This window comes from Gordonia sp. NPDC003504 (assembly GCF_053587995.1).
This window is the reverse complement of sequence record NZ_JBSFPC010000006.1, coordinates 189,941-214,197: the sequence shown is the minus strand read 5'-3', so window position 1 is coordinate 214,197 and position 24,257 is coordinate 189,941. Positions and strand designations below refer to the sequence as shown.

The following is a 24,257-nucleotide window of genomic DNA, read 5'->3' as shown; positions in this document are numbered from 1 at the left end:
GAACCGTTTGTCACCGAGGTAAGGACACCACTCACATGAAGCGACTGTTGATCGTCGGATGCGGCGGTTCCGGCGGCGCGGCGCTGGCCTACATGATGGACCAGCTGCGCTCCGACCTCGCCGGTCACGGGATCAGCCGCCTCCCCGCCGGCTGGCAGTTCGTACACCTCGACGTGCCGACGTCACCGTCGTCGGTGGAGGGCGTCGGCAGTGTCCGCGACCAGGGCGGCACCTATGTCGGCACCGGACCCGAAAGTGACAGCTACAAGGTCCTCGACAACGCACTCACCCAACGACTGGCCACCAACCAGGCGATCGACACCATCGCCACCTGGGCGCCCCGCGACCCCGAATCGGTGTACACGCCGCTGTCCACCGGCGCCGGCCAATACCGCGCGCTCGGCCGGATGATCACCCTCAGCCGCGTCGGACAGGTCCGTGATGCCCTCCAAAAGGCGTGGGACACCCTCTATCTCAACTCCACCGACAGCGAGATGCGGTCGCTGTCGATCCCCGGTGCCGGGGCCTACAGCCCCGACGATCAACCGCTGGTGCTCGTCGTGTCGTCGATGGCCGGCGGCGCCGGTGCGTCGATGGCCCTCGACATCTGCCGCATCCTCACCCTCGTGCAGGGCGTCGACCCGCGCCTGATGGCGGTGTTCATGGTGACCCCCGACATCTTCGAATCGCTGCCGGCCTCCGCGGTCACCGGCACCCGCGCCAACGCCCTGGCGATGCTCGGCGAAATCGTTGCCGCACAGACGGGTTCGGCTCGCGAGTCCGACGTCGCGCTGCTGCGTGCACTCGGTTACGAACGCGGCCAGGGCGAACGCATCCCGTTCGCGCGGGTTTTCCCCGTCGGCCGCTACGTCGGTGCGCAACGCACCGTCTTCGGCGACGGCACCCCCAATGCCGTCTACCGCGGCCTCGGACGCGGGCTCGCCGGTCTGACCCTGTCGGGTCCGGCCCTGCAGCAGTTCGTCGAATGGGACCTCACCAACGGCGTCGGTGACCAGGGATCGTTGGAGTTCCTCGGCTGGGGTAACCGGCAGTGGAACAACATCCCGTGGGGCACTTTCGGTTACGCGAGCCTGAGCATGGGTCGTGACCGCTACGCCGAGTACGCCGCGCAGCGGGTGGCCCGGGCCAGCGCCGACAAACTGCTGCACGGGCATCTGCAACCCGGTAACGACGCCTCCGACGAGGAGCAGGTCAACTCGATCCTGGACAACCAGTGGGAGAACATCTGCCGGCGTCTGGGCCTGCCCGGCACCGAACCGGTCGGGCAATGGCTCGGCTCGACGGTGCTGCCCGCCCAGCAGGTCGGCGCGCACGCCACCGGCATCATCAACAAGACGGTGCGCCCACGCATCGACCAGAGCCCCGGTGTCAACGGCGATCAGTGGGCCGCTTCGGTGTACCGGGTGCTCGGCGAGCAACGCGAATCCATCAAGGGCGAGGCGGGCAACACCGCATACGCGGTGGCCTACAGCTGGCATCAGTACTTCGCCGGCGCCCTGCAGCAGGTGACCACCGACTCCCTCGCGCAGATCGGCCTGCCCTACGCGACCGGGCTGGTCAAGCGGGTCGCCCGCCTGATGAGCGACATCATCCTGCCCGAGGCACAACAGCTTTCCGGGTACGCCCCCGGCGACGTCGTCGAGCCCGGACCGGAGGCGACGCGAACCCTGGCCTCGCTCAAGGGAACCCTGGCCAACACCGCCGCGGTCAGCGAGCAGGTCTTCAGCGGGCTGCGTCCCCAGGTGGAACGTCAGATCTACGCGATGCTGGCCTACCAGATCTCCAACGCGGCCGGCGCCATCGTCGGCGAGATCTTCGATCCGCTGCTCACCGCGCTCAACGAGGCGCAGACCCTGCTGCGTCAGGCGGCCGCCGCACCGCGGCGCGAGACCGGCCTGGCGCATCTGCAGACCACCGAGTACGCCGCCTGGCCTGCCGATTCCGACGAGCGCGTGGCCGCCCGCTTCTCCGAGGCCGACAACGAGGTGATGCTCACCCGCTCCGGAGAGTTCAAGCAGCGCTACGAGATCGACCTGCCCAGCTCGGTGGGTGCGGCCACCGCCGACCCCCACTCGTTCCGGCTCGCCGTCGCCCGCGCCGCCGGACACGTCATCACCGGATCGTGGCCGACGGTCGGCGGGACCCGCCCACCCGGTGAACGGCAACCGACGGTGGAACGCACCGCGGCGTGGGTCTCGCGGGCATTCCCGCGGCACCCGGAGAGCGGCGAAACCCTCATCGCCTCCCCCGCCGCCTTCGACGTCCACCTCCGTCCCGCCGAATTGCTCTCCCGGGCACGCGAATTCATCGCACGTCCGGGTGAGGCCTTCGACCGGTTCTGCTCGGTGTCGTTGCGCGAGTACGTGACCGGACGCACCAGCGGGGATCTGCAGGTCGCCGAATCCGAATTGGCTTCGCGCCGTAAAGATCTGCTGCTTCGCTTCGGTGAGGCGGTGAGCCTGGCGCGGCCGCTGGCCAGCGTCAACGAGAATGCGATGCAGGCCATTCACGGGGTCTCGGAGATGATGTACCGTTACAAGTTCTCCGCGGTACCCTTCCACAGTCTCGCCGTCGCCGACGACCTCTCGACATCACTGAATCAGCAGATGCGGGTCGACAAGAACAGCGTCGGCGCCTTCACCAACGCGCTGTCGGACGAGGCGAACATCAAACGCATCGACATCTTCGGGTCCTACCCCAATTACTCTCCGCTGGCCTATGACTCGGTGATCGAACCGGCGTCACGGCAGTGGTTGGAGGCCTCGGCCGCCGAACGCAAGGCCTTCTGGACCTACCGCCGCGCCCGCCCCCTCGCCGCGAGCCTGCCGATGCACATCGACGAGCGCCGGGCGATGGTCGGCGGCTGGATCCTCGGCCGCAGCCTCGGCTACGTCAGCGTCCCCGACGCGCCGTACACGCAGGGTGCCCGCGTCTGGGACGACGAGACCAAGCGATGGCTGCCGTTCCCGGCGCAACTGCTCACGCCACCGTCGGAATTCCTCGCCGATTACGACTGGCTGCCGGCCATCCTCGAGTCGGTACTGCTGGCGATCGCCAACAGTCATCAGCCACCGGCGATGAGTTCGATGCACCCGTATCGGGCGTTGCGACGCATCTACGACGGCGCCCAGCAGAACACGACATCCGGGCTCGAGCAGGATCAGCTGGCCGGTCGCCTGCACATGATCGACTGGCTGCGCACCGGGGATGCCGGCACCGGCGTCGCGTCGGTGATCGCCGACACCGGCCCCGAGACCTCCATCGATGCCCGCGCCGAACGGCTCACCGCCTACCTCACCGATTACCGGCAGTTCGTCGGCACCCACTTCATGAAGCCCGGCGACGGGGCGGTCGACGGACATCCGCCGGCACCCGGCGGCGGTGTGTTCTCTACGATCACCGTCCGGGCACAGGCGTCGAAGACCCCCTTCTTCCGCGATCTCGCCGCCGATGTGTATTGGGCAGCAAGCCAATTGCTGGACCTGGTGCCGGCCGCGGCGGCCGCCGCCGCACGCCCGGTGTCCACGCCGGGACCGCAGACACCGGCGTCAGTACGCGAAGACGATTGGACACCACCACATATGGACTTCGGATCGGGTTCGGGGAGTGTTTTCTGATGGCCACACTGACCGTGTTCGTTGCACCGAGCGGCCCCGCCGACGGTGTGCTCGCCGCACTCACCGACCTGTCGGCGGCCGGCCTCGTCGACGAATTCGCCTGGATCACCGACCCGGTCGCCGAGCACCCGCCGCAGGCGGTGATGCTGGTGGCCGCCGGTGCCGCCCGCGACGTCGCGCTCACCGAACTCGTCACCAACCGCCGCATCACGGCCCTGCGGATCTGCTCGATCGTCCCGTTCGCCGACGATGCGCCACGCCTGTCGATCGGAGCCGAACTGGGTGTCGGCTCGACGCTGGCGTCGGCGACCGGCGCCACCACGATCATCCGGATCCGGGCGGTACTCACCGGCTCCGAGGGCATCGACGGTCCGCTGTCGGCGCTGGCCGTCGAGGGCTGGCACAACGTGGTGATCTCGCCGGAGGATTCCCGCGCACCGGGATTCGGCCGCGTCCCGATTCCCGCCGAACCCACCGCGACCGACTTCGGACGATTCTGCGGGCCGGCCGTCGCCGGGCTGACCGGACTGTGGTCGGGTATCGAACACGCCCCGCTCGACGACGCCCCGGTCCTGCCCGGCCAGGTGGTGCGACTGGCACGCTCGTACTATCGCAAACTCGAGACCGCCGACATCGAGAACACCCTGCGCACCGAACTGCTCAGCCAGGACGGGCACCTGCCGCTGCCGAGTGATCAACGGGCCCAGGTGGTCTACCTGCAGGACACCGGGCTGGCCGGCACCACGATGGCCTCGGCCCTGTGGCACAAATACGGCGCGGTGCTGCGCGGGCCCCGGCTGAGCTATCAGGCGCAGTCGGTGGAGGTCACCGGCCCGTGGGCGGCGATCAAGATGTTCTTCGGATTCCTGTGGGCGTCACTGCGACTGGCGCCGTCCTCCTGGTACAACAAGATCGCCGGCGGCGTGGCGAGCCGGGTGGCGATCGGCGTCCAGCAGGCGGTGTTCACCCAGGCACCGGCCGCCTACGAGGTGGTGGTGCGGGGTCGCCGCGCCAACGGACAGCACGCCGGTTGGGCCGACATCGGCGCCGCGTCGGATCATCTTCGGGGCCTGCTGGCCGGGCCCGCACCGGTTCACGACGCCGGCACCGACCTGTCCGGACTGTGGCAGGACTATGCGAAATCCGCGCTCACCCTTGCCGACGCGGGCAACCGCTCCTCGGATCTGCCGCCGGTGCAGGTGGGGGCGGCGCGTGGCGTCATCCGTGAGGCCGCCGCCGTCATGCCCGGACCCACCGAACGTTTCACCGACATCCCGGGCGTCATCGGTGCCGCCGCGGAGACCGACGGGGTCGACGCCGTCGACGCCCTCGGCGTCCACGATCTGCAGTTCCGGCTCGCCGACCTGCAACGCGACCCCAACCACGGGCTGGCGGCCGGCTCCACGCTGTCGTCGCTCAACGAGTGGCGCCAGCACCACGAACGCAGTTTCGGTGCGGCCGTGGGCAATACCCTCGCCGACTCCTTCCGCGGCTGCTACGCCGAGGTCCAGCAGTTGCTGGAGAAACTGCGCAACGCCCAGCTGCCGCCGGACCCGGGGTCGAAGAACCTGGGCTTGGCCCGCTGGATCCAGGTGGCCGCGGTGATCTGGGTTCTGCTGACCGGAGTGTTCGTCTGGTTCGCCATCGATCACATCGTCGTCTGGTGGGTCGCGCTGATCGTCGTCGTCGGCAGCCTGCTGTTGCTGCTGCTCGCCCTCGGTGTGGCGTTCATCAGTACCCAACGACGATTGTTCGCCCTGCTGCATCAACGTCGGTCGGTGATCGCCGAATACGAGGTCGATCACCAGAATCTGCTGTCGGCCTTCCAGGATCTTCGCCGCCTGTCCCAGGCCTACGGGCAGTTCCTGTCGTGGAGCCGCATCATCGGCAGCTTCCTGGCCGCGCCACTGGGACCGGACATGCACCGCAGCGCCGAGGTGCTGCACATCTCGAACGGCATGCCGATGTCGACGCAGGTCGGCGTCGCCCGGCCGGCCGCCTCCGAGGTCGGGACCACCGCCGGCTACCTCAAACGCGACCTCTTCCACCCCGGCTGGCTCACCCGATCGTGGGAGGAACTCATCCTGCGGGCCGCACCACCGCAGCCCGGTGCACGCGACACCACCGTCGGATCGTCGGTCCTGTGGTCGGAGCGGGGACGTTTCTCCGGGTCTCGCCTCGATCAGTTCTCCGGCGAGATGTACACCGGCACGGTCACCTCCTCGGGTGCCGACGTCGTGTGGCGTCAGGCCCTCGAGCGGCTGGCCGGTCCGATGAGTGGTCTGGTGCCGCGGCTCTTGGCGGTCGTCGCTCCGGTGGGCGGCGCCGAGACCAGCATCGGGGAGTTCCTCGGCGGACTCGACCAGCAGACCGCGCCCGAGGGTTCGTTCCCCGACACCCTGCTGACCGACGGTGCCGTCATGTCGTCGGTGGCGAAGGTCGTCACCGATTACCGCCGGCCCCGGCTGCACGGCCTCGGCATCATCTGTGCGGCAACCCAGCTCAGTGACGCCTTCGCCGTCGACAATCTGGTGACCACGGCCGACCGGACCGCCCGGGTGGACACCGAATGGACGCCGCAGACCACCACCGCCCCGGACTTCACCGACCGCCCCGCGGGCGAACGCACCGCACCGCGACCGGCCACCGAGCCGCAGGAGTACCGCGCACCCGACCTCGGACGAGGATTCGAGTTCTGATGGCGCCTGCAACTCCCGAGGATTACCTCGACGTCTTGCGCCTGTGGTCGGACTGGACCGTCGCGCAACGATTCCCGACCGTCGGACCGTCCCGGCTGGTGGAGATCTCCCGCGACCCGCAGGGCTGGTCGACGGCGGCGTTGACCCCGGTCGAGGCCGGCTGGGCGCCGACCATCCAGCACCTCCTCGATCAGGTTGCCCTCGGCGTCCGCCCGCAGATCGCCGTCGCACATCTGCCCGACCGATTGCGCCGGGCACCCGATGTGCCCGACGACGAGCCGCCGCTGACCCCGCCCGGTGAGCCGGAAGGGCAGGCCCAGCCCGACGGTGCCGCCTCCGACGACCCGCTCGCCCGGCTCACCGCCCTGCTCTTCGAATGGCGCACCGAGCAGATCGCACGCGGCGTCGAGGGTGCCGACACGATCCGGGACGTCACCCTGCGCAAGCTCGCCGAACTGGGCTGGACCGATGCCGCCCGCATCCAGGGCAGGCTCACCGGACCGGCCGCCGGAGCACTCGCCCTCGAAATCGCGCAGGTGATCGCCGGGTTCAAGGGTGAGCCTTCGGGGGCGCCGGCCCAGGCGGCCACGCCACCGGCACCCACGACGGCGCCGCCCGCACCGCCGCAGGCATCGACACCCGAGTGGAGCACCCCGGCCCCATCGACCCCGGCCCCATCGACCCCGCAGCCGACTCCGAGTTCGCCGTCTGCGAGCACCGCGCCCCCGATGGCGCCGGCGGGCCGCACCTGGTCACACGACGACTTCGCGGTCTACGACTACCCGGAGACCGACGTCCAGCCGGGCCGCATCACCGTGGCACCGGTCGGCGACGCGGTGCGACTGACCTGGGACGACTGGCCCGTCGCTGCCGGTGAGACGGTCCTGTACCGCGTGGTGTCCAGCGATGACGTCGCTCCCTACAAGCCCGAATCCGGCGAACTACTCGACGTCACGACCACCCCGTCGCACACCGACGGCCGGTTCCTCAGCTCTGCGGTACGCATCTATCAGGTGTGGGTCCACGTCGGCGCCGACGAAGCGAGTGCCCGTGCGGCGCAACCCATCCAGTGGGCCGGCGGCGAGGAGGTCAGTCCGGTCGACAAGATGCGGCTGTCCGAGGAGTCGGGACGGGTGATCGGCGAGTGGGAGGTGTTCCCGGGCACCCGCAGCGTGCGGATCTTCCGGATCCCACTCGACGGCGGCGGACCCCCGACCGCCAGTCCGAGCAACCAGATCCTCACCGACCAGGCCAATCTCACCGGATTCGTCGATGCCGCCGTCCCGCGCGGCAAACGATTCCTGTACACGGTGCAGGCCGAGGTGATGGTCAACGAGTCCGCACGCCTGTCCCGCGCCGTCAAGAAGGACATCCTGGTGTCGGTGGATCTCGTGCCGATCACCGACCTCGCGGTCGAGATGGCCGAATCCGGCGGCACGTTCAATCTGCGGTGGACCACCCCGAAGGAGGGGCAGCAGGTCCGCATCCACCGTTTCCCCGCACCGCCGCCGGCCGGCCTGGAGAACGAGGACCGCGACGAATCCGCGATCACCGTGCAGGGATTCACCGAGGAAACCCGCATCAAGGACCCGGTGACCGCACTCGATCCCGAGACCTCGCAGATCACCGGGGTGTTGTGGCCACCGACCTGGGAACGGGCCTATCTCACGCCGGTGACCACCTTCAACGGCCGGGTCCGGATCGGCACCACCCAGGTGCAGACGCGCCCGTTGCCCGCGGTGATCGAACCGCGGATCGTCGAGCGATTCAACACCGAACTCATCACCTTCGGGTGGCCGGTCGGCGCCGCAGCGGTGCAGGTATTCGTCGGGCCGAAAACGCTGCCCCCGGAACAGATCTGCGCGCAGCCGCAGAGCTTCGCCGAGGTGACCGCGTCCACCCACCGGCGTGACGGCGCCATCATCCTGCCACAGGCGCTGCCCGGCAACGGTTGTACGGTATGCCTTGTGCCCGTGGCCTATTCGAGGGGTGAACAGATCCGCGGGGAGATCGCCACCCTGGACTATCCGGGGCTGGCGCGGGTGTTCTACTGGTTCGACGCGGTCGCCACCCCGAATCCGATGTCGCGCGTGCTGCGTCTGGTGATGCGGTCCTACACCGAGATCGCCAACCCGCCGGCGCTGGTACTGGTCGCCAATCCGCAACGGCTGCCGCTGGACTCGCGGGACGGACAGATCCTGCAGTTCCACCATCGGGGGCAATCACTGCCACACTGCGACCTGCCGCGCATCCCGCACGGCACCCACCCCACCGAGTACACCGTCGACCTCGGCGACACGTATGCCTTCATCCGGTTGTTCGTCCACGAGGCCGGCGAGGTGACACCGGCGATGGCAGTACATGATCCGGCCCTGACCCAGCTGATGCGCTTCCAGCCGCCACTGCCGCCGGGAGAACCGGTATGACCGAACCGTTCTCCCCCGCACGATCGCGAAGTGCGCAACTGATCTACACCTCCTTCGACGACGGTGCCGGACGCGGCGGGTGGCAGGTCAAGCAGATCGCCGGCGATCTCGACGACACCGAACGCGACGCGCTGGTCGGGCGGGTGGTGACCCGCTTCGACCTCGAACCCCGCCTGCCCGACTTCCCGACCGCCGAGCAGATCGCCGCGCGCCCGGCCCGGCTGAGTTACGGGCGGGTGGAGGGGCTCGGCGCGTTCTGGCATACCGTCGCGGCGGGACCGGATGCGTCCGGTCGACCGGGAAATGTGTTCGCGCACATGGCCGTCGACCGCGCCGCACCCACCGACATGACGTATCGGCCGATCGCGCTGTGGGGGTCACCGGACTGGTTGCGGCCCTATGGTCCGGCCGAGGTCGCCGCGGCCGCCCTGCCCGGCGCCGATCTGCCGCAGGCCAATCCGGCCATGTCGGCCCGCGCGGCCATCGAATTTCTCACCGACCTGCACACCGACCGGCAGGGCGTGTTCCGGGTGTTGCTCGACGCCGTGGTGGAGGCGCTGGCCACCTCGTCGTCGGTCGCGCTGCTCACCCGATCGCATGAGGAGTCAGCGTCGTGGATCGCGGCGGTCTCGTATTTTCTGCCGTTGCGCTCGACGCACCGGCTCTCCTGGACCACCCACGACCGATCCGATCAGGTGGCCATCGACATCGATCGTGGTCATCATCTGATCGCGGTGCCCGCCGACAGCGTCGACGAACGGACCCGCTTTCCCGGCGCCCTCGTCATCGACGCCGCCGAGATCCCCGGGCTCGCCATGCCCGGCGAATCGCATCGGGTCGCCCGAGGGGAGGTGGAGGCGTCGGCGCTGTCGTCCTTCGTCGAGGGCATCCTCGAGGATCCCGACGTCGCGCTCGCCGTCCTCGATCGGCGTGATCGGGTGGCCGCCGATGTCAGCGATCCCGCCATGGTGCCCGCCTGGCCGCTGGCGGTCGCCGTCGCCGAGCATCCCCAGTTGGCGGAGTTCCACGACGACGCCCTGCATGTCGTCGCCTTCGAGGCACCCGCCGGTGTCGAGCAGATCGCCTGGGCCGGTGAACTTCTGGGACGTGCGTATGCGCGTCATCCGCTGACTCCGGCCGACACGTTCCATCCGTTGCAGCGTCTGGTGCGGCAACGGCAGGACACCGCAGTCGCGGCCACCCGGTTCCTCACCGCGGTACTGCATGATCAGCAGTGGCTGGAGAATCAGCCGCTCAACACCATTCCGTCGGTCGGCTCGGTGGATCTGGGCGCACTGCGTGAGGTGATCTCCGAACGGATCAGCCACTTCGCGGCGTCGACGGTGTCCGACCCGCCGCGTCACGCCGCGCTGATCATCCGGCTCACCGTGATCCTGTACCGGTTGGGACGACGCGACGCGGGGTTCACCGGCGTCCTTGCCGACCTGACCGGCGCGTGGGATGCCATCGACATCTCGATCGTGTGGTCCGGCCACCGCCCCGCCAATCTACAAGACACCAAGGCGATCTCACCGATCATCCGGGCCGAGCTACTCCGCCCGGCGTTGCTGCGCTGGCCTCGGGAGGTGCTGGAGCGGTTCGACGGTCCGGCGTGGGCGTGGTTCTACGACGACGGGAGCGGCGCCCCGCTGCCGCCGCCGGCCAACCCGTCGGCTGCCGACCTGACGCTGTATCCGATCGCGGTGGCGTCGACGTTGCAGGGCAGTGCCCTACCGATGAGCGCCGATCAGCGCCGCGCCGCGGTGACCGAGGCCGTCGAATTCGCGCTGTCGGACCCGGAACTCGACGACGCCGCCTGCCGCGACCTCACCGACACGCTGATCTCCCGGCATCGGCCCGACGCCGCGTCGATGCTGGCGTGGGCGGCCCGGGAACCGAACCGGACGTCACCGGCGATGCTGCATGCCGCGGTCTACTACGAGCCACCGGACATGGGACTGCTCGCCGACCTCGCCCACGGGCAGAGCGCGGACGACGATCCGGGGTTGCGTGCGTTGGTTGCCGCCTCGCGGCTGCGTCTGGCCGCGCGCGATTCTCGGCAGTGGCCGCAGACACCGGCCCTGTTCGACGACGAGGTGGCGGCCTGCCTCGCCGATCCGACGGGCTGGGACTATCGCCTCGCCGAGGATCTGGTCACCATGCTCTACGCCGGTATCGTCGCCGCGCAGTCGCGCCGGGTGTCGTTCGCCACCGACCCCACGGTGACCGCGCGCTTGACCAATCAGCCGCCGCGGTCGCCGGGTGGCCTGGAATCGACGCTGCGGATCGTCGCCCAACGCGGATTCCTCGATCTCGGCTGGGTGGCCGCGCGATCGTTCGTCGCCCGATTCGACTCCCTGCGACCGGAACCGGTGATCCTCGACCGTCTCGACCGCGACGGCACCCGGTGGTCGGACCGGCTGCTGGAATGGGCGCTCGAGGAGAACCGGTACCCGGGCCCGACCACCCCGATCGAACTGCGCGACGCGGCGTGGCCGATCGTGGCCACCGGCACCGCGTCCGATGCCCAGGACTTCTTCGACGAGTACGAGTCACGCGCCAAGGACTGGGCAAAAGCGTTGCACCTGAACAACTCCGATCCGTCGGCCGGTCGGTCGATGATCGGTCGCTTCACCCGAGAGGACCGATGAGATGACCACCTACGTGCTCGACGGCAAGGCCTCGGCGTCGCTGCCGCGGCGACCCCTCGCGGTCCGCATGGCCACGGCGGGTGGCTCGGTGCTCAGTGCCCGGCTGGCCGCCCGGTCGGCCGACGGGCAGGCGCCCCGCGTGATCCAGCAGTCCGGTGGTCTGCTGATCCTGCCGCGGGTGGACGGTGAGGTCACCATCGTCGCCGTCCCCGAGACCGGGCTCTCCCGATTCGATCCGGGCACCGTGCTGCACGTGTCCTTCGGTCCCGACAACCTCGACGATCTCTCCGCCGACGTCGCCCAGTTGACGCCGCGCGACGTGTCGGGGATGAGTTTCATCGAGCTGGCGACGGTTGCCCCGGGCGGTGCGGATTCGCTGGTCGTGCGGACACGTCTGGCGGTCCCGGACGCACCGCTGCCGCCATTGGCCGCGAGTGCGCGGGTGGCGTGCCGCGCGGTGCTGCGTGCCGATCAGATCGCCGAGACCGACACCCGCAGCGTGCGCTGCGTCATCGACACCTCCGCCTCGATGGCACGGCTGTTCGCCGACGGGGTGGTCGCGGCATCCGGGGAAGTCATCGCCGGGATCGCGGCCGTGATCGGCGAAGGGGCGGCCGTGTCGTGTGCGCTTGCCGGCGGCGACGTCACCGACATCGAACCGGCCCAGCTCGGTGACTTCCTGAGTCGGCCCCCGGCTCGCGGATACGGTTTCGTCACCCCCGTCATACCCGCACACCCGCTGCCGGACGCGTCGCGCTCGCTGACGATCGTCGTCACCGACGGCACCACCGCGACGGCGGCAGCCACATCGCCCTCGGCGTCGACGGCGACATTGGTGCTGTCCGCGGCGCGCTTGGCCGTCACCCGGGCCGGTTTCACCGGGGCACTGTTCCCGCCCCCGCCGGCCGGTCAGGACCCGCGTGCCGCCCTGACCGCCGACACCGATCAGCTCAGCGCCATCGTGTCGGGGCTGCTGGCACCGACCGGACTGGTCGGTGCACGCCGATGACGACGGGATACGTCGGCACCAAGTGCCCCCGCTGCTTCAATCCGCTGCCCCACGATCGGGTGTCGTGGACGGAGGCGACCCCGGAATCGGTGTCGCACAACCCGACCGCGTCGGCCTATGCGGGTGTGGACACCACCACCGGGGTCATCCACAGCGCCGACCGCCCACCCAATGGCGCCGCCGACTGGGCCCCCGCTGGCTATGACCCGGCCGTCCACGTCGAGGTTTGTCCCACCTGCCATTACACGCTGCCGCCGCTGTGGCGGTGGGGTGATGCGACCTGCATCGCGATGGCCGGGGCCCGCTACACCGGCAAGACGGTGTTCATCGCGGTGCTGATCAAACAGTTGCAGCAGTACGCCGAGCGGTTCAACCATGAGGTCATCCCGGCCGACGAACTGACCGCCTCCCGGTACGAATCCATCTACGAGACACCACTGTTCGTCGAACGTGGGATCGTGCAGGCCACGCCGAGCGCCGCGTCGCAGGCACATCACCCGCTCGTCTTCAGCCTCGGCATGTGGGACGGCGTCAACCGCTTCCTGGTGATCCGCGACGTCGCGGGCGAGGACCTCGAGGAGGCCAAGGTGGGTGGGCGCGCGTGGGAGTTCTTCGCCCGCGCCGACGCGGTGCTGTTCCTCTTCGATCCGCTGCGGGTGGAGGACGTCTCCGATCAGCTCCGCGACCTCATCCCGGACACCGCGCGGGTCGGTGGCGATCCGCGCGAGGTGCTGCGCGTGGTGATGCGCCTGATCTCCGGCGGCAATCCGAGGCTGGGTGTGATCCTGTCGAAATTCGATGCGCTGCAAGCACTGTCAAATGTGCGTCGAAGTGCGTGGGGTCGGGTCATGGGACATGCGGGTGCGGCGTTCAACCGCGATCCGGGATTGGTCAACCGCCGCTACGACGAGGTCGACGGACAGTTGCTCGACGCCGAGGTGCGCAGTCTGCTGCAGCGCCTGCACGCCGGGCCGTTACTTCTGAACATGACCGATCCGGTCACCGGTCAGCAGTATCACAACCGGTTCTTCGCGGTGTCCGCGCTCGGCGAGTCCCCCGAGGGAGAACGACTGCACCGCAACGGAATCTCGCCGTTCCGCTGCATGGATCCGATCCGCTGGGTGCTCGCCGACCGCAACGTCCTGCAGGAGTGAGTGATGTACCCGAGCCCGTTCGGCGAACCGCCACCCGAGCATCGCGGCACCGGGTATGCGGGCGCGCCGCAGTCCGGCATTCCGCAGCCGGGGGCGCCATGGCGACCGCAGTCAGGTGCCGCCGGACACAATCCGTTCGCACCGACGCCGTATCCGGCCGACACCAATCCCTACGCCGCAAATCCCTACGCCGCAGATCCCTTCGCCGCCAATCCCGCTACGGTCAATCCGTATGGGCAGCCGCCGCCCACCGCGTCGCCACCCGCCGTCCGGCCACGACTCACCCGCCCACCGACCGTTGTCGCGGCCACCGCGCTGTTGATGCTGGCAGCCGTTCTCGTGGTGGTGCAGGTGGTGGCGGGGTCGATCGCGATCGCCCGCGTCGACCGCGCCGTCGACGCCGCGTCGCTCGCCGATCCCACCGACACCACCGCCTGGGCCGGCGACTGGATCGACACCGGGCAGACGTGGGCCATCGTGCTCGCCGCCCTCCTCGGACTGGCGTTCGTCGCGACCTATCTCGCGTTCGCGTTCGCGGCGTGGAGCGCAAGGTCGTGGCCACGATTCGCCGCGTTGGTGCTGGCGGCGTTCTCGCTGTTCGGGTTGCTCGGTGGGCCGATCACCATCGCCATAGTGGTGGTCGGCATCGCGGCGACGGTGCTGCTGTGGGTGCCGCCGTCCCGGGAGTACGCCACGCCGTACACACCGCCCCCACCCGACCCGTTCCGCGGCTGATCACCGATCGCCCCCAACCACCTGCCCCTGCGACCCACGAGGACTTCGATGCCGACAAAAACGCCCGACCGCCTGGCCGTGGTCGTCGCCGCCCTGGACTGGGATACCGAGCACACCGCCGACGATCGGCTCGATCTCGACCTGACCGCATTCGTCCTCGGCGGTGACGGGCAGGTGATCTCCGATGATTACTTCGTGTTCTTCAACAATCTCTCCTCCCCCGAGCAGGCCGTCCGCCTGACCGGTGGCACCGACGGGGTGCGCTCGGAGACCCTCGTCATCGACACCACCGAACTGCCACCGCAGGCCCGCTCGGTGGTGATCGCGGTGACCGTCTACGACGGGCTGGCCGGATTCGGCCAGGTGGCCGACGCCGTCATCACCGTCGACGACAGCGCCTGCGGCAGCGTCGCCGAGTACTCGCTCAGTGCCGGGCATCGCGATGCCGCGGCCGTCGCCTACGCCACGCTGGTCGTCGAGAACGGCAAATGGAGGTTCCAGGCCTCCGGTGAGAAGTTCCCCTCGCTGGCGGCGATGACCGATCGTTACGGCATCAAGACCTGATGCACGCGCGACGCTGGGTGGCGATCGGCCCGAACGGACTCGACGACCTCGCGTTCGTCGACGCCGAGGTGGCCCCACCGGGCGTCGGCGAGGTGACCATTGAGGTCGCCGCCGCCGGGGTGAATCCCGCCGATCTCAAACACGCGATGGCGGCGACGGAGTTCCCGCTGCCGATCGGCTACGAGGTGGCCGGGCGGATCGCCGCCGTCGGTCCGGATACCGCGATCGCCTCGGGTCCGTGTGCGGTGGGCGAGGAGATCCTCGCCTTCCGGGTGCGGGGTGGGTACGCGACCGCACTCACCGTGCCCGCGGAGAAGGTGTTCGCGCGACCGCCCACCCTCGGCGTCGACGAGGCCGCGGGTCTGCTGCTGGCCGGAACCACCGCCGCCGACATGCTGCGTGCCGCGCGCGCCGGACGTGACGACCTGATCCTGCTGCATGGCGCGTCCGGTGCGGTGGGGATGGCCGTCCTGCAACTCGCCGGCCTGCGCGGCATCCGGGTCATCGGTACCTGCGGTCCGTCGAGTGCCGACCGGGTCCGCCGCTTCGGCGGCCTCCCCGTCGAGTACGGGCCCGACCTGCTCGACAGACTGCGCACCATGCTCGGCGGCCATCGGATCGACGCCGCCCTCGACGCCGTCGGCACCCACGACGCGGTCGAGACGTCGCTGGCGCTGGTCGCCGACCGTTCCCGCGTCGTCACCGTCGCCGCACCGGCCCGCGCAGCGGCGGAGGCTTTCGTCGCCCTGGGTGGACGCCTGCCCGAGAGCGCCGAGTTCCGCGACACCGTGCGCTCCAGCCTGATCCGGCTTGCGGGCAACGGCGAACTCGTGGTTCCGATCGCGGCGACGTTCCCGCTCGAGCAGGCACGCGACGCCGTGGCCCTGGTGTCCGGCGGACATGCCGGGGGCAAGGTGGTGCTGCATGTGTGAGATCAGCTGCAGCGCATGGGGAGTTCTCCCCTCACGCACCGCCATTGCGCGCGTGTAGCACAAGGGTCTGACACCAGAATGGGGGCCATGGGGAGTTCTCCCCTCTCCCAACATGATCCCTCTCGATGGGGACTTCTCCCCTCGGCGTGATTGCCACCGGAATGGGGAGTTCTCTCCCGCCACAACGTGATTCCGCGCGTCGATAGCATGACCATCCGACACTCCGTGGCCATGGGGACTTCTCCCCCACACTCCCCCCGTCAACAATAGTTGTTGTCGCACAACGTATTTACGCGCATCGGTGATCTCGGGTAGTTCTCCCCCCCCCGGTCGTGTGACTGGCCGAATTGCCTGCGCGGAGCTGGCTTTGGCGATCACGGCGACACACACTGTGACAGTCACCAAAACATCCTGGGAATCCCCGAGGACGTGACGGCGCACCACTCTCCCGACATCCATCCCCTCGACGAGAAGGACCCCGTGATGAACATCAGCGACCTGGACCTGGCGGTGGCAGTGACCGAACGCGCACGACGCCGCGTCCCCGCCTACGCCGACTTCCTCCGCCGCAACGGTGTCGACCCCTGCGACCGGGTCGACGCCGCGTCGTTCACCCGCCTGCCCGAGATGACCAAGGACAACTACCTGACCCACTACCCGCAGCCGGAGCGCTACTGGGACGGCCGGCTCACCGAGGCGACGGTGTGGTCGTCGAGTTCCGGGTCGTCGAGCGGAGTACCCACCCAGTTCGGCCGTGGCGCCCTCGCCCTCGACCAGAGCGCCGCCATGTACGACCGGATCTTCACCGCTTCCTTCGCCTCCCAGTCGCGGACGACGTTGCTCATCAATTGCTTCGCGATGGGCACCTGGATCGGCGGGACCTACACGATGGCCGGCGTACTCGAACTCGCCCACCGCGGACACCACATCAGCATCGCGACCCCCGGCATCGACATCGAGGTGGCGGTGGCCACGCTCGCCGACCTCGGCCCGCATTACGACCAGGTGGTCCTGGCCGGGTATCCGCCGCTGATCAAGGACCTGCTCGACAACACCCCGGCACACCTGCGGACCATGGACGTCAAGATCCTCCTCGCGGGTGAGGCGATCACCGAGAAGTGGCGGGATCACGTCCTGGCTCTGCTCGGCCGCGAGGGCGAACCGGAGCGGATCTGCCTCAAGTACGGCACCGCCGACGCCGGCCTGATGGGTTACGAGACGCCGACCTCGGTGGCCATCCGTCGGGCCGCGCTCGACGACGATGCGTTGTCGCAGGCCCTGTTCGGGGTGAGCGTCGACGAACCGCAGCCGACGTTCGTGCGGTATCACCCTGAATACCGTTACACCGAATGCGATTCCGAGGGTTATCTGCTGTTCACGGTCGATTCGGCCATGCCGTTGATCCGCTACCGGATCAACGACCGCGGAAAGGTGCTCGACGACATCACCATTCGGCGACTACTCCGTGCCTCCGGGCGCACCGAACTCGCCGACCGCGTCGAACTCGGCTCGCGCTTTTTGGTGTTGCAGGGCCGCACCGACATCGCGGCAATCTTCCACTCGCTGAACATCTATCCGGACAACATCAGGCCGGCGTTCGAGGAACCGGATCTCGAGAACGCCCTCACCGGACGGTTTCTCGTCGAGGTCCTCTCCGACGAGGAGCATCGCCAGTCGCTGCACATCCGGGTGGAACTGGCTCGTGGTGTCACCGGCAACGCGCGGATCGCAGAGCTGTTCACCGCACGCAGCCAGGCGTCGCTGGTGCGCACCAACTCCGAATACCGCACGCTGAGTGCATCATTGGGCGACGCCGCCCGACCCGTCGTGTCCCTGCACGACTACCACTCGGCCGGTTTCGGCTCGGGTGCCAAGGACGTCTACATCCGAAAGGCAGCATGATGATCGAGATCCTTCACCCCACCCGCGACCGCCGGCGCATCGCCACCCTGCTCGACGACGAGGGTTACCGGTTGGTGGATGCGTGGGTCAGCGCACTGCCGGAACTGACCGCACTCGCGCAGTTCAGTGGTGATTGCGTGCCCGCGGGCGATCAGCTCGACACCTACAGCCGATATGCGGTCTATCCGTGGCGACGCACCGTCGTCCGGGTGCCGGTGGATGACCTCTTCCATCGCCTACGCACCGCCCGCAACAGTGTCCTCATCACCGAGGACGAGCAGCGGGCCTGGTCGGCGGCGCGGTTGGCGATCGCCGGGTTGAGCGTCGGAGCCTCGGTCGTCGAGGTCGCCTCCCTCACCGGCGCACGGCGATTCCACCTCGCCGACCCGGACACGTTGGGGCCGACCAACCTCAACCGGCTCTCCGGGTCGGTGTGCGACCTCGGCATGGCCAAGGCGGCATTGGCGACGCGGCGGGTTCTCGAGACGGATCCGTACGCGTCGGTGGTGTCGTGGGATCAGGGCTTCCGCCCGGCGGCGGCCGCCGACTTCCTGCGTGGCCGCGACGGCCGGCCCGTGGACATCGTCATCGAGGAGATGGACGACCTGGCGATGAAGGTCGAGATGCGGCGGCACGTCGCACGCGCACGGCTCCCACTGATCATGGTCACCGACGACGGCGACAACGTCATTCTCGACGTCGAACGTCACGACCTCGACGCCGACTACCCGCCGTTCCACGGATCGGCGGGCGATATCACCGAGCTGGACCCGGACACCCTACGGGACCCGGCGAACCGGGTGAAGCTGGCCGGGGCCATCGTCGGGCGCGATGTCTCGCCGCGGGTGCACGACGCATTGGCGCAGGTCGGTCGCACCATTGGCTCGTGGCCGCAATTGGGCACGGCGGCCACCCTGGCGGGGGTGGTGGGTGCGTTCGCGGCGCGGACCATCGTGTGCGGTGGTGACTTGCCCTCGGGGCGTTACCGTTTCGCGGTGGATACGGCGGTGGCCGCGTGAGTCGGGTCAGGGTTCCAGGACGTCGGCGTGCCCGTTGCGGCGGCACCAACTGCGCATATAGCGGGCGTGCACGCCGCACCACCGGTACACCGACGCCTGGGTCATCGGGAGGTCCTCGTCGTGTTCGCCACGTTTGATGATCATCGGACCGAGATAGTGGCTGGTGATTTTGTTGGCGGTGTTCGGCGACACCTTGGCCACTCTGGCCAACGAGGCGTTGTCGGTGACGTGCCCGGCCGCGATCGCGCCCGCCATACGTCCCGCGGTGTTGCCACGCTGCCCGGTGAACAGCTCGTAGAGACTCGGACGGCGGTTGGCGGGCGGCCCGTCACCGATCCGGCGTCCGACCGCCGCGGCGCGCAGTGCGTCGGCAAACACTCCGAATCCCTCGGCCTTCGCGACCACGCCGACGACCTCCGGTCGCTGACGCGCCTCGTCGAGCAGATCCTCCTCCATACTGTGTCCCTGTGTGGCCAGCAGCACCGGCGCCAGGCGATCATGGGTTCGCAACGCCTCGATGACATCCAGCCCGTCGAAGGACCACTCGGTATCAGGCCGATTCCACACGAGATCGGCGGAGACCACATCGAAGCGCACGCGTCCGGCGACGTTGTGAATGAAGTCGGCCTCGTCGGTGGCCACGACAACCGTCCAGTCGGGAAACGCGGTCGCCAGCGGCGCTGCGATCACCTTGCCCAACGGGGAGGCGATCAACACTCGCATACCTTCGCTCATGCGCTAATTGTGCCTCAAAACGATCGATCGTGCGTAATCGCGCATGATTAGCGGGGGTCAGAACCGTTTCATGCTCAACTCCGCCGATTTCATGTCGCAAGATATGGTGACTCACGCATCTCCGGACGACAGTCTTGATGGCGTGACATCAAATCGTGGACAACTTACCGTTGCCGTCGCCGCCGAAGGCGACATCACCGACACCGCCCTGTGCGCCTACGTCGAACGGCTCGGCTTCACCGCCGTCCTCGTCCACGCCGACGCCCCCGTGACCGCGGCTCCCGACCCGGCAGCCGCCATCGACGTCGTGCTCGTCCGATCAACCCAGCAGGTTGACGCTGTTCGTCAGCACTCGTGGTTGCTGGACGCCGCGCTCATCGGAATCGGCATCCGCATCGGCGATCCCCGCGGTATCGATGTCGCCGACACGGGACGGTCGGCGCCCCTGATCGCCGGCTTCCTCGCCGATCTTGCCGAAAACCGTCAGCCCCGCACCGGCGCCATCCGCATGACCGAACGGGAACGTCAGATTCTGACCACCTACGCTCTCGGTGCGACGATGAGCACGACCGCCGCCACTCATCACATTGCCGAAAGCACTGTGCGCGAACACTATCGCCGTGTGGTACAGAGGTACAACGATGCCGGGCGCCCCATTGGCAACAAGGCTCAGCTCCTGCTCCGTCTGATGGCCGACGGCTGGGTGCAGCCGCGCGAGATCCTCAGCGCCGCCGGCTGAGCAGGGTTCGCACACTGTCCGAGGCTTTCGCCTCTCGTGTAGATCCCCCGCGGCTGCCCACGATGGAGTCGTGACCACCCGAACCGCGCAGTCCCACCTCCGGCCCTGGCCCGCCTGGGTCCTGGCGGTGGTCGAGGCCTTCATCGCCTACCAGGCGGTCTCCGGCGGTGTCGCACTCATCGACGACCGCTGGGGGATGCCGCGGGAATGGTTGCAGCGCACTCCCTTTGACACGTGGATCGGTCCCGGCTGGGTGCTCATCACGCTGATCGGGATACCTCAGGCCCTGGCCGCGCTGGTGGTCGTCGTCGACGCGCGCCCGGCCGTCCTGGCCGGGTTCCTCGCCGGGGCGTCGCTGCTGGTGTGGATCGTGATCCAACTGGCCTTGCTGCAGGTGTTCTTCTTCCTCCAGCCGGTGATCGCCGTCGCCGGACTGATCGAGATCGGGTTGGCGTGGTTGTGGCGACGCCGGATCGATGCCCCGCCGGACGGCATGAGCCGTCGGTGACGCGGGTGGTCACGTGGCACAGTGGATCCGTGCTGCTACTGCCGACGATGATCCCGAACGCTCCCGACCTCGACGACGCCGTCGTCATCGGCGACGATCACCTCTCCCGCGAGGAACTCGTCGGCGCGGCGACCGCGGTGGCCGAACGCATCCGCGGAGCGCACACCCTGGCCGTCCTGGCACGGCCCACGATCTCGACGATCCTCGCCATCGCGGGCGGTTTGATCGCCGGCGTGGCCATCGTCCCGATCCCGCCGGATTCCGGACGCCGCGAACTCGACCACATCCTCACTGACTCCGGCGCGCAGGCCTGGCTCGGCGACGCCCCCGACGGTGATGCTCACGGCACCGCCACTCTCCCGACGATCCCGGTGCGACGGTACGCGAAGTCGTGGCATTTCCACCCGGAACCGCCGGCCGACTCCGTCGCTCTCGTTCTGTACACCTCGGGCACGACCGGATTACCCAAGGGCGTGCCCATCACGCGTCGCGCGATCGCCGCCGGACTCGACGCACTCGCCGACGCCTGGGACTGGACCGCTGCCGACACCCTCGCGCACGGGCTTCCCCTGTTCCACGTGCACGGCCTGATCCTTGGCGTGCTCGGGCCGCTGCGACGCGGTGGGCGGCTGCATCACACGGTCAAGCCCACCCCCGAGAACTATGCCCGCGCCGCCCAGACGGGCGCGACGATGTTCTTCGGCGTGCCGACGGTGTGGTCCCGGGTGGGTGCCGACCCGTCGACGGCGGGGGAACTGTCATCGGCGCGGCTCCTCGTGTCGGGCAGCGCGCCGCTGCCGGTGCCGGTGTTCAACGAGATCCGCGAGGCCACAGGCCACGAGATCGTCGAACGCTACGGCATGACCGAAACCATGATCACGGTGAGCACCCGCGCCGACGGCGAGCGACGTCCGGGCTGGGTCGGCATGCCGGTGACCGGCGTGCAGACGCGACTGCGCGAGGGTGCCGACGATCTCCCGCACGACGGCGAGAGCGTCGGCGACCTCCATGTCCGCGGCCCGATGGTGGCCTCGGGCTACCTGAACCGTCCGGAGGCGACCGCCGAATCCTGGCTCGACGACGGCTGGTTCGCCACCGGCGACGTCGCGGTCATCGGAGCCGACGGTATGCATCGCATCGTCGGCCGCCGCGCCACCGACCTCATCAAGTCCGGCGGATTCCGGATCGGTGCCGGCGAGATCGAGACGGTGTTGCTCGCCCATTCCGCGGTCACCGAGGTGGCCGTCGTCGGCGTCGACGATGACGATCTCGGGCAGCGGATCGTCGCCTACGTCGTCGGCGAGCAGGTGCCCGACGCCGAGTTGATCGATCTCGTCGCCGAGGAACTGTCGGCGCACAAGCGGCCCCGCGAGATCCGTTGGGTCGCATCGCTGCCGCGCAATGCGATGGGGAAGGTGCAGAAGAAGCTGTTGGGGTAGCGGTAGGCCAACGTAAAATGCTGCCGTACAACACGTTTCATCCAGATGTCCGCAGAATCGAGGAGTGCGTCCGCGGACGCGGGGCCATGCGGATTCCATCGTTCAGGTGACCTACCCGGACCTGTCGCATGTCCGACTCTTCCCCTACAGTGTGGGTCATCGCACGTAGAGTGGCGGATGGCCGTTCAACGACAGAAAGGCAGCACAACCATGGGCGTAAGCCTGAGCAAGGGCGGAAATGTCTCGCTGACCAAGGAGGCTCCGGGACTCACCGCGGTCGCCGTGGGTCTCGGCTGGGATGCGCGTAGCACCACCGGAACCGACTTCGATCTCGACGCCAGCGCCATTGGACTCGGCGCCGACAAGAAGGTCCTGTCCGACCAGCACTTCGTGTTCTTCAACAACCTCAAGTCGCCCGACGGCTCGATCGAGCACACCGGTGACAACCTGACCGGTGAGGGCGAGGGCGACGACGAGGTCATCAACGTCGACCTGGCCGGCACCCCACCGAACGTCGACAGCATCGTGTTCCCGGTCTCGATCTACGATGCCGACACCCGGGCCCAGTCCTTCGGCCAGGTCCGCAACGCCTACATCCGCGTCGTGAACCGCGCCAACGGCTCCGAGATCGCCCGCTACGACCTCTCGGAGGACGCCTCGACCGAGACCGCGATGGTCTTCGGCGAGATCTACCGCAATGGCGCCGAGTGGAAGTTCCGCGCCATCGGCCAGGGTTACGCCTCCGGTCTCGCGGGTATCGCCCGTGACTACGGGGTCAATGTCTGATTAGGGTAGTTACACCCCGCGGATGCCGCACTCGCTCATGAGACCGGGTGCGGCATTCGTCGTCCACCGGGCGTCGCGACGCGGCACGCCCTCCGCGTAACCAGAAAGGCCACGCCCACGTGGTACTCCGTATATTCGGCTTGTCCATAGTCATCACGATCGTGTCGCTGATCGCCGCCTTCCTCTATGGCGGCACCACGGCGCTGTTCCTCACCCTGATCCTCGGCATCCTCGAGGTCTCACTGTCCTTCGACAACGCGGTCATCAACGCCACCGTGCTGCGGCGGATGAGCGACTTCTGGCAGAAGATCTTCCTCACCGTCGGCATCCTGATCGCCGTCTTCGGCATGCGTCTGGTCTTCCCGCTCGCCATCGTGTGGCTGGCATCGGGTCTCAGTCCATTCCAGGCACTGGACCTCGCGCTCAACCCACCGGCCAACGGCGCCGAGTACTTCCCCGACGGCAGCCCGTCCTACGAGACGATCATCACCGACGCCCACCCGCAGATCGCGGCGTTCGGCGGCATGTTCCTGTTGATGCTGTTCCTGGGCTTCATCTTCGAGGAGAAGGAGATCACCTGGCTCTCCTGGATCGAACGTCCGCTGGAAAAGATCGGCAAGCTCGATCAGCTCGAGGTGGTTGTCGCCTCGATCCTGCTGGTCATCACCGCCGAGTTCATCGCCCCCGATGACGAACGGTCGACGGTTCTGTTCGCCGGCCTCCTCGGCATGATCACCTACATCGTCGTCAACGGCCTGGGCGAGTTGTTCAGCACCCCGGACGGCGAGGACGACCCCGAGGAGTCCGATGATGAACGGGCGCAGGCGGAACGCACACCTGCGGTGAACGAGGCGGCTTCGGTCGCCGACGCCGAACTCCGACGCCGTTCGGGTCCCAGCGACCTCGCGAAGGCCACCGGTAAGGCCGGCTTCTTCCTGTTCCTGTACCTCGAGGTTCTCGACGCGTCGTTCTCCTTCGACGGTGTCATCGGCGCGTTCGCGATCACCGCGGACCCGATCATCATCGCCCTGGGCCTCGGCTTCATCGGTGCGATGTTCGTCCGTTCGCTCACCGTCTACCTGGTCCGCAAGGGCACGCTGAGCGAGTACGTCTACCTCGAGCACGGCGCCCACTGGGCGATCGGTGCGCTGGCACTGATCCTGTTCTACTCGATCGGCACCCACGTGCCCGAGGTGGTCACCGGCCTCGTCGGTGTCGTCCTGATCGCAGCCAGCTTCATCTCGAGCATCATCCGGCGGCGCAACGAGCCGGAGGATGCGAAGGACCACATCGAGATCTGACACCTCCAGCAGTTCCGACA

At 68.5% G+C, this 24,257-nt stretch carries 17 protein-coding genes; 16 read left to right on the top strand and 1 reads right to left on the bottom strand.

Going from position 1 to position 24,257, the window contains the following annotated elements:
• Window positions 1–35 precede the first annotated feature (35 nt).
• From ACWDPV_RS13870 to ACWDPV_RS13820, 11 genes are all read left to right on the top strand, one after another.
• On the top strand, window positions 36–3,638 hold the full coding sequence (locus ACWDPV_RS13870; RefSeq protein ID WP_449743442.1) for a tubulin-like doman-containing protein: 3,603 nt from the start codon (window positions 36–38) through the stop codon (window positions 3,636–3,638).
• Entirely contained in the window at window positions 3,638–6,337 is a 2,700-nt protein-coding gene (locus ACWDPV_RS13865; RefSeq protein WP_449743441.1) for a hypothetical protein, read from the top strand. The genes ACWDPV_RS13870 and ACWDPV_RS13865 overlap by 1 nt, the downstream gene beginning before the upstream one ends.
• Window positions 6,337–8,763 (top strand): hypothetical protein, encoded by a 2,427-nt coding sequence (locus ACWDPV_RS13860; protein WP_449743440.1) that lies wholly within the window; start codon window positions 6,337–6,339, stop codon window positions 8,761–8,763. Before ACWDPV_RS13865 ends, ACWDPV_RS13860 begins: the two co-directional genes overlap by 1 nt.
• A complete protein-coding gene (locus ACWDPV_RS13855; RefSeq protein ID WP_449743439.1) occupies window positions 8,760–11,414 on the top strand; it encodes a GAP1-N2 domain-containing protein in 2,655 nt (884 codons plus the stop codon). Before ACWDPV_RS13860 ends, ACWDPV_RS13855 begins: the two co-directional genes overlap by 4 nt.
• Window position 11,415: 1 nt before the next feature.
• A complete protein-coding gene (locus ACWDPV_RS13850) occupies window positions 11,416–12,423 on the top strand; it encodes a hypothetical protein (RefSeq protein WP_449743438.1) in 1,008 nt (335 codons plus the stop codon).
• The gene (locus ACWDPV_RS13845) at window positions 12,420–13,577 is read left to right on the top strand and encodes a TRAFAC clade GTPase domain-containing protein (protein WP_449743437.1); all 1,158 of its coding nucleotides are present in this window, start codon (window positions 12,420–12,422) and stop codon (window positions 13,575–13,577) included. Before ACWDPV_RS13850 ends, ACWDPV_RS13845 begins: the two co-directional genes overlap by 4 nt.
• Before the next feature lie 3 nt (window positions 13,578–13,580).
• Window positions 13,581–14,312 carry a hypothetical protein gene (locus ACWDPV_RS13840; protein ID WP_449743436.1) on the top strand — a complete coding sequence of 244 codons (732 nt, stop codon included), beginning with the start codon at window positions 13,581–13,583 and terminating at the stop codon, window positions 14,310–14,312.
• A gap of 48 nt (window positions 14,313–14,360) precedes the next feature.
• A complete protein-coding gene (locus ACWDPV_RS13835; protein ID WP_449743435.1) occupies window positions 14,361–14,876 on the top strand; it encodes a TerD family protein in 516 nt (171 codons plus the stop codon).
• Window positions 14,876–15,808 carry an NADP-dependent oxidoreductase gene (locus ACWDPV_RS13830; RefSeq protein ID WP_449743434.1) on the top strand — a complete coding sequence of 311 codons (933 nt, stop codon included), beginning with the start codon at window positions 14,876–14,878 and terminating at the stop codon, window positions 15,806–15,808. Before ACWDPV_RS13835 ends, ACWDPV_RS13830 begins: the two co-directional genes overlap by 1 nt.
• 429 nt (window positions 15,809–16,237) lie before the next feature.
• The gene (locus ACWDPV_RS13825; RefSeq protein WP_449743433.1) at window positions 16,238–17,710 is read left to right on the top strand and encodes a phenylacetate--CoA ligase family protein; all 1,473 of its coding nucleotides are present in this window, start codon (window positions 16,238–16,240) and stop codon (window positions 17,708–17,710) included.
• The gene (locus ACWDPV_RS13820; protein ID WP_449743432.1) at window positions 17,707–18,729 is read left to right on the top strand and encodes a ThiF family adenylyltransferase; all 1,023 of its coding nucleotides are present in this window, start codon (window positions 17,707–17,709) and stop codon (window positions 18,727–18,729) included. The genes ACWDPV_RS13825 and ACWDPV_RS13820 overlap by 4 nt, the downstream gene beginning before the upstream one ends.
• A gap of 6 nt (window positions 18,730–18,735) precedes the next feature.
• Here ACWDPV_RS13820 and ACWDPV_RS13815 read toward each other — a convergent pair whose 3' ends face one another.
• A complete protein-coding gene (locus ACWDPV_RS13815) occupies window positions 18,736–19,464 on the bottom strand; it encodes an MSMEG_1198 family transcriptional regulator (RefSeq protein ID WP_449743431.1) in 729 nt (242 codons plus the stop codon).
• Between the two features lie 142 nt (window positions 19,465–19,606).
• Between ACWDPV_RS13815 and ACWDPV_RS13810 the strand changes: the two genes are divergently transcribed.
• From ACWDPV_RS13810 to ACWDPV_RS13790, 5 genes are all read left to right on the top strand, one after another.
• Window positions 19,607–20,203 (top strand): LuxR C-terminal-related transcriptional regulator, encoded by a 597-nt coding sequence (locus ACWDPV_RS13810; RefSeq protein WP_449743430.1) that lies wholly within the window; start codon window positions 19,607–19,609, stop codon window positions 20,201–20,203.
• A 70-nt stretch (window positions 20,204–20,273) separates the two neighbouring features.
• Window positions 20,274–20,711 carry a hypothetical protein gene (locus tag ACWDPV_RS13805; RefSeq protein ID WP_449743429.1) on the top strand — a complete coding sequence of 146 codons (438 nt, stop codon included), beginning with the start codon at window positions 20,274–20,276 and terminating at the stop codon, window positions 20,709–20,711.
• Window positions 20,712–20,743: 32 nt separating this feature from the next.
• Window positions 20,744–22,150 (top strand): acyl-CoA synthetase, encoded by a 1,407-nt coding sequence (locus ACWDPV_RS13800; RefSeq protein WP_449743481.1) that lies wholly within the window; start codon window positions 20,744–20,746, stop codon window positions 22,148–22,150.
• 210 nt (window positions 22,151–22,360) lie between these two features.
• Window positions 22,361–22,936: a TerD family protein gene (locus ACWDPV_RS13795; RefSeq protein WP_449743428.1), complete on the top strand. Its 576-nt coding sequence runs from the start codon at window positions 22,361–22,363 to the stop codon at window positions 22,934–22,936.
• 119 nt (window positions 22,937–23,055) lie between these two features.
• Window positions 23,056–24,237, top strand: coding sequence for a DUF475 domain-containing protein (locus tag ACWDPV_RS13790; RefSeq protein ID WP_449743427.1), 1,182 nt, complete (start codon window positions 23,056–23,058; stop codon window positions 24,235–24,237).
• Window positions 24,238–24,257: the final 20 nt, after the last annotated feature.